This window comes from Nitriliruptor alkaliphilus DSM 45188, assembly GCF_000969705.1.
Taxonomy (GTDB): domain Bacteria; phylum Actinomycetota; class Nitriliruptoria; order Nitriliruptorales; family Nitriliruptoraceae; genus Nitriliruptor; species Nitriliruptor alkaliphilus.
On the sequence record NZ_KQ033901.1, the window covers coordinates 1,689,392 to 1,703,019 of the forward strand.

Consider the following 13,628-nt stretch of genomic DNA (forward strand, 5'->3'; position numbering starts at 1 on the left):
CGCCTCGGCACCGAACGCCCGCACCGAGCCACGAGGGAACGATGGAGATCAGCGTCGTGGTCGCCGCGCGGCCGGACGTCCCCCCGCAGGAGGACCTCGAGGTGGGCGTGATGGCCGATCGTCTCGGCTTCCACGAGCTCTGGATCGGCGAGGGGTGGGTGTGGGACGCGTTCGTCCTCGCCACCGCGATCGCGTCACGCACCGACCGCATCCCGCTGACCGTCGGGCCTATCCCGGTGTCGGTTCGGGACCCCGTGATGATCGCGAGCGCCGCTGCATCGACCGCCGCCATCGCACGGAGGCCGGTCGGCGTCGCCCTCGGCACCTCGAGCGTCCGCTACGTCGAGGCAGCGCACGGTCGATCGCGCCGGCGCCCCGCGACGGCGCTGTCGGAGAGCGCGCAGGTCGTTCGCGCCCTGTTCGGTGGCCGCCCCGTCGACTTCGACGGCGAGGTGATCTCCACGCACGGGTACCACCTCCGCCTGGATCCGCCCGGTGGGCCGATCACGGTGGCAGCCTTCGGGGACCGGGCCATCGAGGTCGCGGCCACGCACGCCGACCGGATGGTGCTCGATCTCGTCTCGCCCGACCTGGCGGCCGAGTTCCGGTCCCGGCTGCACGCCGCTGCGGCACGCGTCGGCCGCCCCGTGCCCCGCCTGGCTGCCTGGATCCCGGCAGCCGTCGCGCCGGATCCCGCGTCGTACGCGCAGATGATGTGGAGCCTCGTGGGCTACCTCGAGGTGGCTGGGTACGCGGAGATGTTCCGCGACGCCGGTTTCGTGACGGCCGTCGACCTGGCGTCGCAGGGCGCCGATCGGCAGGAGCTGTTCGACGCACTGCCAGCCGACGCTGCGTACCGGGTCGGGCTGGTCGGCGACGCCGAGGCGGTGTCGGACCGGCTGGCCGCGTACGCCTCGGCCGGGTTGGACGAGGCGGTCGTCGTTCCGGCGACCGCAGGCGATCCGGGGGGCGAACGCACCCTGACCGCGCTGGCCGCCCTCCGCGCTGGCTGACCCCGGCCGGTCGGCTGTGGGTCAGCCGACGTCCGCGGCGGTCGGGGGATCGGCGCCCGTCCGCGTGCAGGTGATCGCGGCGACCCGGACGGCGTGCTCGAGCGCGGCCGTGGTGGCGTCGGCGTCGATGGCGCGGAGCGCCTCCCGGTCGAGCAGCCCAGCCCCGGCGAGGTGGCCGAGCAGCCCCGCCGTGAACGCGTCCCCGGCCCCGACCGTGTCGACGACCTCGACCTGCCGACCGGGGATCTCGGTCCGCCCGGCGGCCCCGAAGGCCACGGCACCGTCCGGCCCGAGGGTGACCACCACGAGGGCCGGGCCCGAGCCGGCCCACCGGGCGGCGACCTCCTCGGGCGCGACCCCGGGGTGGAGCGCCGCGAGGTCCTCGTCGCTGGCCTTCACGACGTCGCTGGCGGCCACGGCGGCCTCGAGGCGCGCGACCGTCGCGGTCAGGTCGTCGATGGCGCTCGGGCGGACGTTGGGATCGAGGCTGACGACGCGGTGGCCGGCCTCGCGCTCGATCAGGTGCACGAGCGCCTCACCGGCGGGCACGGTCGTGGGACCGATGGCGCCGAACGACACGTGCAGCGCGGCGTTCTCCGGCAGGGACGGCAGGCTGTCCGGGGTCAGGCCGTCGGCCGAGGTGCCGTCGAGGTAGAAGCCGTAGCTGGCTCGGCCCTCGGCGTCGAGGTGCACCACCGCCAGGGTCGTCGGTAACCCCACCGGGGTCAGCAGGTCGAGGGCCACCCCGGCATCGTCGAGGCGCGTCGCGATGAGATCCCCGAACCCGTCGGTGGAGACCGTCCCGCAGAAGGCGGTCGCGACACCGAGCCGGCCGAGCCCGACGGCGACGTTGACCGGCGACCCGGCCGCCGAGGGCCACAGCGCATCGCCACGGGGGACGAGGTCGACCAGCGCCTCGCCGGCCACGATCACCATCGGGGCGGTCACAGCCGGCCGCCGCTGTGCACGACGATGGCGGCGGCGTCCGGTGGCAGCACCAGGTGGCCGTCGTCGAGGTCGGTCCCCTCGGCGCTGGCGTACACGAGGCGCCCTCGGCCCACCTCGAGCTGCACGGCCGCAGCGCCATCGACGTCGCTGTCGGCCACGTGTAGCACCACGGTGGTGTCACCCCGGCGGACGGCGACCAGCGGCGCGGGGACGTCGAGCCACGTCGCGGGCAGATCCCCGAGGAGGTCGGGCAGCCCGCGGCGGGCGTGCAGGAGCGCCCGGGTGCGTTCGAGGGGCGAGCGTGGGTCACCGGCCTGCGCGGCTGCAGTGCGCGTGCCGGACCGGTTGGTGCCGAAGGGAAGCCACGGGTCGCCGGTGGTGAAGCCGTACCCGGGACCGGGTTCCCACGGCATCGGGGTGCGGCAGCCGTCGCGACCCACCGCCCCCGGGTTGCGCAGGCTGATCGGATCCTCGGCCGTGTCGATCAGGCCGTCGTCCAGCCCGAGTTCGTCGCCCTGGTAGAGGAAGGGCACCCCGGGCAGCGTGGCCAGGAGGGTGAAGTAGGCCAGGGCCCGCCGGGCGCCGAGGTCGCCACCGCCGAACCGGGTCGCCGCGTGTGGGTCGTCGTGGCTCGACAGCGGCCAGGCGAAGTTCGGTCCACCGACCGTGGTGGCGGCGCGGAGCGTCGTGGCGATGTCGTCCACCTCCCAGACGGTGTGCAGCGCCGGGAAGCAGAAGGACAGGTGCAGGCCGTCCTGGTCACGGACGTACCGGGCGACCGCGTCCGGGTCGAGCAGGTAGACCTCACCGATCAGCACCGCGTCGTGGTCGGCGGCGACCCGGTTCCATGCGCGGTAGATGTCGAGCACCCCCTCCTGGTCGAGGTCGTGGACGTGCTCGTAGGCGGCGAAGACGTCGTCCGGCCCGGCACCCTCCGGCGGCGGGTCCCCTTTGAGGGGGTTGTCGGGGAACTCGGGGTGCTCGACCAGCGAGTGGGCGACGTCGATGCGGAACCCGTCGAGGCCGCGCTCGAACCAGGTCGCCAGGATCCGCTCGAACTCGGCGCGCACCACCTCGTCGTCCCAGTTGAGGTCGGGCTGCTCGGGCAGGAACAGGTGCATCCACCATTGATCGGTCGGTGGGTGGTAGGTCCAGGCGGGGCCCCCGAAGTGGCTGACCCAGTTGTTGGGTGGCCCGCCGTCCGGGGCACCGTCGCGCCACACGTAGCGGTCACGGTGCTCGGCGTCCCGGCCCGTGAGGGCGTCCTGGAACCACGGGTGCTGGTCGGAGCTGTGGTTGGGCACGAGGTCGGCGACGACCTTCATGCCGAGCTCGTGGGCCTCGTCGACGAAGGCGCTGAGGTCGTCGAGGTCGCCGAACAACGGATCGACGTCGAGGTAGTCGCTGACGTCGTAGCCGTGGTCCCGCTGCGGGGAGCGGTAGAAGGGCGTGAGCCAGAGCAGGTCGACCCCGAGGTCGGCGAGGTGGGCGAGCTTGGTCCGCGCGCCCCGCAGGTCGCCGACCCCGTCACCGTCGCCGTCCGCGAAGGACCGGACGTAGATCTCGTACCCGACGGCACCCCGCCACCACGGCCCGGCCCTCGTCACCTCCCTCACGCCCGTGACACCGGTCCGGTCCGTCCTGCTGGTCGTGCTCGTCACACCCGTCACCTCTCGGCGGCGCCCGCCGCACCGTTGTTGCAAGCGCTTGCAGTGCGTACCCTCTCACGCCGACGGGGCTGCGCGCAACGCCCACGTCCGCCGACGTCCGCCGAGGGAGGCACGGTGACCGGGCCCGCACGTGGCGACGAGGCGGATCGGTCGACTGCGGCCGGCACGCACCCCGCACGTCCGGAGCGCCCGGCTGCCGCGTCCAAGCAGCCCGGGGTGAGCGCCGTGACCATCGATGACGTCGCGCACCGCGCCGAGGTGTCGGTCGCGACCGTCTCCCGCGCCCTGCGTGACCTGCCCAACGTGGCGCCCTCGACCCGTGAACGGGTCCTGGCTGCCGCGCGCGAGCTGCACTACGTGGCCGACCCCTCGGCGGCGCGCCTGGCGTCGGGTCGCAGCCTCGCGGTCGGGCTCGTGGTGCCGATGCTCGGCGCGTGGTACTACGCGACGGCGTTCTCCGGAGCCGAGAGCGTGCTCACCGTCGCTGGCTACGACCTGCTGCCCTACACCACCTCGGGTCCCGGCGGACGCGATGGTTTCCGCGAGCGGCTGCCATTCCGCAAACGCGTCGACGGGTTGATCGCCGTCGATTCGCCGCTGTTGAGCGACCACCTCGAACGGCTCGTGGCGGACGGGCTCGTGGTAGTGACCATCGGTTCGCGGACCGACGCGGCCTCGTCGCTGGAGGTCGAGAACGCCGTGGCTGCCCGTCTGGCTGTGGGCCACCTGATCGGGCTCGGGCACCGGCGCATCGGGCTGATCGGTGGCCTCGACGACGAGCCCTTCGGGTTCGATGCGCCACAGGAGCGCCACCGCGGCTACGACGAGGCGCTGCGGGCTGCTGACCTGGTCCGCGACCCGGCCCTGGTGGTCCCCGGCAACTTCTCGCTCGATGGTGGCGCCGAGGCGATGCACCAGCTGCTGCACCTCGACCAGCCGCCGACGGCCGTCTTCGCCATGTCGGACGAGATGGCGATCGGCGCGGTGCAGGTTGCGCGCGATGCGGGCCTCCGTGTTCCCGAGGATCTGTCGATCGTCGGCTTCGACGACCACGATGTGGCAGCCTACGTCGGACTCACCACCGTCCGGCAGGACGTGCTGCGCACGGGCGAGCGCGCTGCGGCACTTCTGCTCGAACATCTCGGTGGCGCCCGGCTAGACGTGGTACACGAGACCATCCCGACGCGGCTCGTCGTGCGTCGGAGCACCGGACCCCCACCACGGGGGCGCAGCACCGAGAGCTGAGAACGCTTGCAGTACGCACACCCTTCGACCAGAGTGGTCGTCGGAGCGAGCGGCCGACACATGCGGTCGCCGGAACAGAGGGAGACCGGTCGTGGCGAACGTCGTCTTCGAGGACGTCAACAAGGTGTACCCGGACGGGTACCAGGCGATCTTCGATCTCAACCTCGAGATCGCGGACGGTGAGTTCGTCATCCTGGTCGGTCCGTCGGGGTGCGGGAAATCGACGGCGCTGCGCATGGTCGCGGGCCTCGAGGAGATCACCAGCGGCAAGCTGTCCATCGGTGACCGGGTCGTCAACGACCTGACACCGAAGGAGCGGGACATCGCGATGGTGTTCCAGAGCTACGCGCTCTACCCCCACATGTCGGTCGCCGACAACATGGGCTTCGCGCTCAAGCTCGCCAAGGTCGACAAGAAGGAGATCGACCGGCGCGTCAAGGAAGCCTCGGACATCCTCGGGCTCGACGAGCACCTCGACCGCAAGCCCAAGGCCCTCTCCGGCGGCCAGCGTCAGCGTGTGGCCATGGGGCGGGCGATCGTCCGCAGCCCGCAGGCCTTCCTGATGGACGAGCCGCTGTCCAACCTCGACGCCAAGCTGCGCGTCCAGATGCGTGCCGAGATCGCCGCGCTGCAGGACCGGCTCGGGGTCACCACCGTCTACGTCACCCACGACCAGGTCGAGGCGATGACCATGGGTGACCGCGTCGCCGTCCTCAAGAAGGGCTACCTGATGCAGGTCGACGCCCCCCAGGTCCTCTACGACCGCCCCGACAACCTCTTCGTCGCCGGGTTCATGGGGTCACCGTCGATGAACCTCGCCGAGGCTGTGATCCGCAAGGAGGACGGCAAGGTCTGGATCGAGCTCGACCGCGGCGAGAACCGCCTGCACGTCCCGGACGCCGCGCTCGACCGCTACCCGAAGGTCGCCGAACGCGACGGCGGCAAGGTCGCCGTCGGGATGCGTCCCGAGCACTTCGCCCCCGCCGAGGAAGTCGGCCCCGACCAGGTCTGGAAGCAGCGCGAGGTCACCCTCGTCGAGCTGCTCGGTGCCGAGATGCTCATCCACTTCAGCACCACGTCCGCGCCCATCGTCACCGACGACATGAAGGAGGCGATGGACGACGAGGAGGCCTTCGAGGATCTCCAGCGTCAGGCGGCGGAGGGCGGTCAGAGCTTCACGGCGCGGTTCGAGCCGACCTACAAGGCCAAGCTCGGGGACCGCAAGGACGTCGGCTTCCAGACCGAGCACCTGCACTTCTTCGACGCCGAGCACGGGCACGCGCTGCGCTGACACGTCCGCGCCCGCGCGGCGGCCACCGTCGGGTGGCCGCCCCGCGGCGGGCCGGTGCGCGCGAGACCTCCCTCGACGGGAGGGATGCGCGCGTGCGGCGAGCAGACCGGCACCGCCGTCGCCGTCGAGGTGCTTGATCGTCCCGTTGTCGGTCCCTGTCCTCGCGGCCTACGCCATCTTCCAGTTCCTGTGGGTGTGGAACGACCTGCTCGTCGCCCTGGTGTTCCTCGGTGGCACCGAGGAGGTCCAGGTGGTCACGCTGAACCTCGCGGGGCTGCTCGGTGAGCAGGGTCAGGCGTGGCAGCTGCTCACCGCTGGTGCCTTCATCACGATGACCGTGCCGATGTTCGTGTTCTTCACCCTGCAGCGCTACTTCGTCCGCGGGCTCACGGCGGGCTCCGTGAAGGGGTAGAACGTGCGGGTGGTGCGGTCCGCTGCGGTCCGCACCGCGAACGACCCTTCGTTCGCCCGCTCGTTCGCCATCCGAGGACCCCAGCCGTCGTGCGTTTCCAGCTGACCGCCCGTACCGGGCACCCCGACTTCCTCGACCTGCCCTGGTCGCAGCCGCTCGAGGCGTGGGACCACGAGCGCATCGTGCAGATGCCGATGGGCATCCACCGACACGTGGTCCGCACGGTCCAGTACGAGGACCGGCTCTACCACCTCAAGGAGCTCCCGCGCCGCTACGCGCTGCGCGAGTGGCGGTTCCTGCGCTACCTGAAGCAGGAGGGTGTCCCGGTCGTCGACGTGGTCGGGGTCGTGACGCTGCGCGACACCCCGGCCGGCGAGCGCATGGACCCCGTCCTCATCACCGAGCACCTCGAGTACTCGGTCCCCTACCGGTTGCTGTTCCAGCGGCAGGCCCACGAGAAGCTGCGCGAGGCGATGCTCGATGCGCTGGTGCACCTCCTGGTGCGGATCCACATCAACGGGTTCCTGTGGCTCGACTGCTCGCTGTCGAACACCCTCTTCCGGCGTGACGCCGGCCGTCTGTCGGCCTACGTGGTCGACACCGAGACCGGCGAGCTGCACGACGAGCTGTCCGCCGGGCAGCGGTCCTACGACCTGGACCTCGCGGTGGAGAAGTGCGGCGGCGAGCTGCTCGACCTGCAGGCGGCGGGGATCCTCGGCGACCAGGTCGATCCCTTCGCGCTCGGTGACGAGCTGCGCGAGCGGTACGGCCTCCTCTGGAGCGAGCTGACCCGTGAGGAGGTCTTCGCCGACGACGAGCGCTACCGGATCCACGACCGCCTGCGCCGCATCAACGACCTCGGCTACGACGTCGAGGAGGTCGAACTCGTCCAGGACGAACCCGGGGTGACACGCATGGTGCTCAAGACCGGCGTGCTCGAGCCCGGTCGGTTCCAGCGTCTCCTGGAACGCCTCACCGGGTTGCACGTGCAGGACCACCAGGCCCGCCGGCTGCTCAACGACCTGCACAGTTTCGGGGCCTGGTTGGAACGCGAGGAGGGGCGAGCGCTGCCGGAGGCGATCATCGCCCACCGGTGGCTGGAACGCTCCTTCGATCCGGTGATCGAACGCATCCCTCCCGAGCTCCGTGGTCGACGTGACGATGCCGAGCTGTTCCACGAGGTGCTCGACCACTGGCACCACCGCTCCGAGGTCGAGGGAGGCGACGTGGACCTGTGGGCCGCGGCCGACAGCTACGTGACGACCGTCCTGGCGTTCGAGCCCGATGAACGGCGCGTGAGCCCTGCGGAGGGTGACGCCGAGGTGGCCGCGTGGATCGCCGACCTCGAGGTGTTCGACGGCGCGGCCGACCTCGGGGGCGACGATCGTGCGGTTACCGACGAGCGGGTGCTGCGTGACCCCTCCGGCGGTGTGGCGTGAGGGTGCGCGTGGTGGCCGCTGCGGTCCTGGTGGCGCTGGCGGCCGCCGGGTGCGACGGAGTGGACGGGCCGGGTGTCGAAGCGGTCGATCGTGAGGTGACGATCCTGCACGCGTTCACGGGGGAGGCCGACGTCGCCGGCCTCGGTGCGCTCCTCGATGCCTTCGCGGCGCAGCACCCGGACATCGCGATCACCGAGGAGGGGTCCACGGACTTCGGGTCCCTGGCGCGGGCACGGTTGGCCGCGGAGGACCCGCCCGACATCCTGCTGCACCCGCAGCCGGGGTTGCTCGAGGACTTCCACCGTCAGGGGCTGCTCCGGCCGCTCGACTACCTCGACGCGGACGCCATCGCCGAGCAGATGGTCGGCGGTCTGGCCGAGCTGGTCACCTTCGACGGCGTCTACCACGCCCAGCCGATGCGGCTGAGCTACAAGTCGCTGGTCTGGTACAGCCCGGCGACGTTCGCGGCCGGCGGGTACCAGGTGCCGACGACCTGGGCCGAGCTGACCGCGCTCACCGATCGGATGGTCGCCGACGGGCTCACCCCGTGGTGCATCGGCATCGAGTCCGGTGAGGGCACGGGCTGGGTCGCGACCGACTGGGTCGAGGACATCCTGCTGCGGACCATCGGACTCGACGGGTACGACCGCTGGGTGGCGGGCGACCTCGCGTTCGCCTCCCCCGAGGTGTCCAGCGCTCTCGAGGCCTACCTCGTGCCGATCTGGACCGACGACGCACAGGTGGCCGGTGGCCGCGAGCAGATCGCCCGCGAGGCGTTCGGCACGTCGGTGGGCGGCATCCTCGGTGACGACCCTGCGTGCGGTCTGCACCGTCAGGCGACCTTCATCGAGGGCTTCATCGAGCAGATCGACCCGGACGCCACCTTCGGAACGGACTACGACTTCTTCGCGCTCCCCGCCATCGACGGAGGTGACGTGCCAGCCCTCGGTGGCGGGGATTTCGCGGCCGTGTACACCGACAACGAGGCGGCACGGACGTTCATCCGGTTCCTGGCCACACCGGAGGCTGGCGACGCGTGGGCCGCGATCGGAGGGTTCCTGTCGCCCTTCGCGCCGGTCTTCGACGACACGGCCTACGCCAGCGACTCGGCGCGGAAGGCATCAGCGTTGCTGGCCGACGCGAGCGCGTTCCGCTTCGACGGTTCGGACCTCATGCCGGGCGACGTGGGCTCCAGCGCGCAGCCCGGGTCCTTCTGGAGCGAGATGACCGATTGGGTCACCGGTCAGATCGAGCTCGATGAGGCGCTGCGCAACATCGACGACCGGTACGCGTCCGTGCGGTGACGAACGCGCGGCGGTCAGCTCAGCCCGGGAGGCCGTCGAGGAAGTCGCGGACGACGGCCTCGAACGCCTCGGGGCACTCCTCCTGCGGCGTGTGACCACACCTCTTGAGTTCGACGTACTCGGCGCCGGGGATCGCCTGCGCCGTCCGGCGGCTGAACCGCGGGGCGATCACGGGGTCGCTGTCGCCGGAGACCACCAGGGTCGGCACGTCGATACGGGGCAGCAGAGCGGACAGGTTCGGGGGCGGGTCGGCGGCGAACAGCTCCCAGTAGCCGACGTCCCACCCGTCGACCTGCAACGGTCGGGTGTAGGCCGCGACGTCCTCCTCGGTGGCACGTGACGGATCGAACCACGATCCGGCGACGCGTTCGACGGTGACCTCACCGGCTGCGCGACGCACGATGCGTGGGCCGATCCGACGCAGCTGCGGGGTGCGCAGCGCCGGTCGGAGCCAGGACGGCGGTCCGACATCACCGGTGATGGCGGGGGAGACGAGGACCAGCGCCCGGACGCGCTCGGGGGACCGGGCGTAGGTCTCGAGCGCCGAGGTCCCCCCCGCGGAGGACCCCACGAGCACCGCCTGGTCGACCTCGAGGCGATCGAGCAGTTCGACGGTGATCCGCGCCGACGTCGCACGGGTGTAGGGGTTGGTGCCGTTCCACGCCTCGCGGGGCGGCCGCTGCGTCAACCCGAAGGCCGGACGATCGAACGCCGCGACGTGGAAGCGGTCCGACAACGCGCGCTGGACGTGGCGCCACGTGGAGACGTTGCCGTAGAAGTGGTGCAGCAGCACGACCGCCGGATCCCCGCGGTCGCCGGCGACCTTGTGGTGGACCTCGACGCCGGCGAGGGAGGCGAAGCGGCTGTCGTCGTCACCGAGCGCACGGGCAGGCGACGTACCGGGAGCGGGGATGGACGGCACGAGCAGGGGACCTCCGGCCGCGATGGCGACGAGGGCGAGCACGGGGAGCGCGCGAGCGAGGGGCATCCTCGCTGGTTCGGAGCCGAGCTGCCACCGGTTGTCCCCGGCGTCGGTGGCCACCCTCGCGGCTGTGCACGCTCAGTCGGTCACGGTGATGGTCACCTCGTCCGCGCCACGCAGCACCGTGAGGACGATCGCACCGTGCCCGGCCTCGTCGAGGAGGCGGAGCAGCGCCTCCGGCCCGTCGAGGTCCTGCCCGTCGCCGGCGACCAGCAGGTCGCCGACCCGCAACCCGGCGGCGGCCCCGGGGCCGTCCTCGTCGATGTCACGGATCAGCACGCCGTCACGGGGCGGCAGGCCCACGGCGGCGCGCAGCCGCAGAGCGACCTCCGACGTCGCGACGGCGACGCCGAGGCGACGACGGACCGGGGCCTCGCCGCGCCCGAGCGCGTCGATCCGCGCCGCCAGCACCGGCGAGCTCGGCAGGGCCAGGTAGAACCCGTCGCCCCGGCGGTGGGTGTCGATGCCGACCACCCTGCCCTGGACGTCGACGATGGGGCCGCCGGACGATCCCCGTCCGAGCGGGGCGGTGTGTTCCACCGCCCCGTGGATCCGCCGGTCACGAGGACCACGGAAGCTGCGCTCCACCGCGGAGACGAACCCGACGGTGACGCGGCTCGACCCGCTTCGCGGGGCACCGAAGGCGATGACCGCCTGGCCGAGCTGCGGCCCCTCGTCGGCGAACGGCGCGACCGGTGCACCGCCGGTGGTGACCGTGACGACCGCGAGGTCACCGTCGACGTCCGCTGCGGCGAGCGTCCCGTCGGCGCGGCGCCCGTCGGCGAAGCGAACGGGAACCACCTCCGGATCGGTGAGGTTGTGGGCGTTGGTCAGGACCCGGTCGGGGCCGACCACGATCCCCGCGCCGCGGCCGACGGCGACCACGGACGGTCCGAGGCTGGTGGCGGCGTCCGCCACGGCTGACTGCAGTTCCGTGAGCGCGCTCACGAGGGCTCCTGGTTCTCCTTGTCGCTTGCACATCGCAAGTGACTGCCCGGTGGACGGTACGCTGCCGCGGGCGCGATGGGTCGACCCTGCGCCCCGGCGGCGCAGGAGGCAGACCGGTGTCCGTACACGAGGCCGAGGGCGCCGCCGTCCGTGCCGCAGCGGTGCAGGTCGGTGACCGCTGGACGCTGCAGGTCGTCCACGCCCTGCTCGCCGGGCCGCGACGTTTCGGAGACCTCACCCGCGACGTCGCCCCGATCGCGCCGAACGTGCTGACCCATCGTCTGCGGGGGCTCGAGGCCAACGGGTTGGTGGTCGCCGTCCCCTACCAGCGGCGGCCGCTCCGGGTCGTCTACGAGTTGACCCGGCGGGGACGTGAGCTGTCCGGCGCCCTCCGGTTGCTGGCGGCCTGGGCCGACCCGTCGCTCGCGCCGGTGCATCGTACGTGCGGGACGACGCTCGAGGTCGGCTGGCGGTGCCCGAGCTGCGACCTGGACGTCACGGTCGGGGACGAGGGCCTCGTGCGGCTCTGAGCGCGTCCGAGGCGGTGGTGGCCGTCGATAGGCTCGCGCTCATGAGCGAAGACACCCCCACCGCAGGTTCGCGGCACATCCTGGTCGCCGTGGCGTGGCCGTACGCCAACGGCTCGTTGCACCTCGGCCACCTCGCCGGGGCGTACCTGCCCGCCGACGTGTTCGCCCGCTACCACCGCATCAACGGCGACCGGGTGCTGATGGTGTCGGGCTCCGACGCGCACGGCACGCCGATCACGGTGCGCGCGGACAACGAGGGCGTCAGCCCGCGCGAGATCGTCGAGCGCTTCCACCCCGAGTTCCTGCGGTACTGGGACGAGCTCGGCATCAGCTTCGACTGCTTCACCTCCACGATGACCGAGAACCACCACGAGGTCACGCGCGAGATGTTCCAGGCCCTGCGCGACAACGGCTACCTCGAGATCCGCACCACCGAGCAGTTCTACGACCCGCAGGTCGAGCGCTTCCTGCCGGACCGCTACGTCGAGGGGACCTGTCCCAACTGCGGCGCGACTGACGCTCGCGGCGACCAGTGCGACACCTGCGGCAAGACCCTCGACCCGGGCGATCTGATCGACCCGCGCTCGAAGCTCTCGGACGCCACGCCGGAACCGCGTGCGACCGACCACTGGTTCATCCTGCTCTCCAAGCTCCAGGAGCCGGTCGCCGAGTGGCTGGCGACCCGCGAGGGTTGGCGCAACCACGTGATCAACTGGGCGCAGGGGTTCGTCCGCGGCGGGTTGCACGACCGGGCCATCACCCGTGACCTGGCCTGGGGGGTGGAGCTGCCCGAGGACGCGGGGCTCGACAACCCGCAGGACAAGCGCATCTACGTCTGGTTCGACGCGGTCATCGGCTACCTGTCGGCGTCGAAGGAGTGGGCGCAGACGCAGGGTGACCCGGACGCGTGGAAGGCGTGGTGGGAGGACCCCGCCGCCGAGAGCTACTACTTCATCGGCAAGGACAACATCCCCTTCCACGCGGTCTACTGGCCGGCGCAGCTGCTCGGGGCCGGCGACCTCAACCTGCCGACGAACGTGCCTGGCAACCAGTACGTGACCTTCAAGGGCGCCAAGGCGTCGAAGTCCAAGGGCGTCGGCGGCTCCCTGCTCGACGAGCTCGAGCGGTACCAACCCGACGCCCTGCGGTACGCGATGGCCACCAACCTGCCGGAGTACAACGATGTCGACCTGACCACCGACGAGATCGTCCGGCGCATCAACGACGAGCTGGTGGCGACCTGGGGCAACCTGGTCAACCGCGTGCTGGCGATGACCGGCAAGCAGTTCGACGGCGTCGTGCCCGAGCCGGTCGACCCCGATGAGCGCGACCTCGCCCTACTCGCCGAGGTCGACGACCGCCTCGCAGCCGCCCAGGGGTTGCTCGAGCGGGTGGAGCTGCGCGCGGCCCTCAAGGAGGCGATGGCGGGCGCCCAAGCGGCCAACGCCTACCTCAACGCGCTCGAGCCGTGGAAGACGGCCAAGACCGACCGGGCCCGCACCGCGACCACGCTGTGGGTGGCGCTCCAGGCGATCGCCGGGCTGAACGTGGCGTTCGCGCCGTACGTGCCGTTCGGCAGCGCCGAGCTCGACCGCTGGCTCGGCGGGGACGGCGACCTGAGCGGCCGCGGTTGGTCGCGTCCCGAGGTCGCCGCGGGGACGCAGCTCGGCACGCCGACGCCGCTGTTCCGCAAGGTCGAGCTGCCGACCGAGGTCGACGCCGACTGAGCGGCCGACGCTGGCTGACCGGCCGGGGCCGGTCGGTGGCAGGTGACCGCCCGGCGCGCGTTCCGCCCGACCGACCGGGGTACGAGGGGCTGCGCACGGGGCAGGGTGTCGGTCGACCC

General features: G+C 71.9%; 11 protein-coding genes and 1 pseudogene. 8 read left to right on the forward strand and 4 right to left on the reverse strand.

The genetic code is table 11. The features are described from left to right. Window positions 1-41 precede the first annotated feature (41 nt). A complete protein-coding gene (locus NITAL_RS08005; protein WP_052665575.1) occupies window positions 42-1,013 on the forward strand; it encodes an LLM class F420-dependent oxidoreductase in 972 nt (323 codons plus the stop codon). 21 nt (window positions 1,014-1,034) lie between these two features. On the opposite strand, the gene NITAL_RS08010 is transcribed toward NITAL_RS08005, so the two are convergent. Both NITAL_RS08010 and NITAL_RS08015 read right to left on the reverse strand, forming a co-directional pair. Continuing rightward, window positions 1,035-1,961, reverse strand: coding sequence for a carbohydrate kinase family protein (locus tag NITAL_RS08010; protein WP_052665576.1), 927 nt, complete (start codon window positions 1,959-1,961; stop codon window positions 1,035-1,037). Next, window positions 1,958-3,622, reverse strand: a complete 1,665-nt coding sequence (locus tag NITAL_RS08015) for an alpha-amylase family glycosyl hydrolase (RefSeq protein WP_052665577.1) — start codon at window positions 3,620-3,622, stop codon at window positions 1,958-1,960. The genes NITAL_RS08010 and NITAL_RS08015 overlap by 4 nt, the downstream gene beginning before the upstream one ends. A gap of 234 nt (window positions 3,623-3,856) precedes the next feature. Between NITAL_RS08015 and NITAL_RS08020 the strand changes: the two genes are divergently transcribed. The 5 genes and pseudogenes from NITAL_RS08020 (at window position 3,857) to NITAL_RS08040 (ending at window position 9,322) form a co-directional block, all read left to right on the forward strand. After that, the gene (locus NITAL_RS08020) at window positions 3,857-4,876 is read left to right on the forward strand and encodes a LacI family DNA-binding transcriptional regulator (RefSeq protein WP_211262270.1); all 1,020 of its coding nucleotides are present in this window, start codon (window positions 3,857-3,859) and stop codon (window positions 4,874-4,876) included. A gap of 91 nt (window positions 4,877-4,967) precedes the next feature. Then, the gene (locus NITAL_RS08025; protein ID WP_052665584.1) at window positions 4,968-6,167 is read left to right on the forward strand and encodes an ABC transporter ATP-binding protein; all 1,200 of its coding nucleotides are present in this window, start codon (window positions 4,968-4,970) and stop codon (window positions 6,165-6,167) included. A 133-nt stretch (window positions 6,168-6,300) separates the two neighbouring features. After that, window positions 6,301-6,579: pseudogene (locus NITAL_RS08030) on the forward strand (carbohydrate ABC transporter permease); the annotation flags it as partial. Window positions 6,580-6,668: 89 nt separating this feature from the next. Continuing rightward, window positions 6,669-8,018, forward strand: coding sequence for a DUF4032 domain-containing protein (locus NITAL_RS08035; protein WP_083441345.1), 1,350 nt, complete (start codon window positions 6,669-6,671; stop codon window positions 8,016-8,018). Between the two features lie 11 nt (window positions 8,019-8,029). Further along, window positions 8,030-9,322 (forward strand): ABC transporter substrate-binding protein, encoded by a 1,293-nt coding sequence (locus tag NITAL_RS08040; RefSeq protein ID WP_169786781.1) that lies wholly within the window; start codon window positions 8,030-8,032, stop codon window positions 9,320-9,322. Between the two features lie 19 nt (window positions 9,323-9,341). Here NITAL_RS08040 and NITAL_RS08045 read toward each other — a convergent pair whose 3' ends face one another. Together NITAL_RS08045 and NITAL_RS08050 are read right to left on the reverse strand one after the other, a co-directional pair. Further along, window positions 9,342-10,310, reverse strand: a complete 969-nt coding sequence (locus NITAL_RS08045; protein WP_157041705.1) for an alpha/beta fold hydrolase — start codon at window positions 10,308-10,310, stop codon at window positions 9,342-9,344. A gap of 72 nt (window positions 10,311-10,382) precedes the next feature. Next, window positions 10,383-11,252 carry a S1C family serine protease gene (locus NITAL_RS08050; RefSeq protein ID WP_052665589.1) on the reverse strand — a complete coding sequence of 290 codons (870 nt, stop codon included), beginning with the start codon at window positions 11,250-11,252 and terminating at the stop codon, window positions 10,383-10,385. A gap of 116 nt (window positions 11,253-11,368) precedes the next feature. Between NITAL_RS08050 and NITAL_RS08055 the strand changes: the two genes are divergently transcribed. Then, a complete protein-coding gene (locus NITAL_RS08055; protein WP_052665591.1) occupies window positions 11,369-11,782 on the forward strand; it encodes a winged helix-turn-helix transcriptional regulator in 414 nt (137 codons plus the stop codon). Between the two features lie 41 nt (window positions 11,783-11,823). After that, window positions 11,824-13,509, forward strand: a complete 1,686-nt coding sequence (gene metG, locus NITAL_RS08060) for a methionine--tRNA ligase (protein WP_052669523.1) — start codon at window positions 11,824-11,826, stop codon at window positions 13,507-13,509. Window positions 13,510-13,628: the final 119 nt, after the last annotated feature.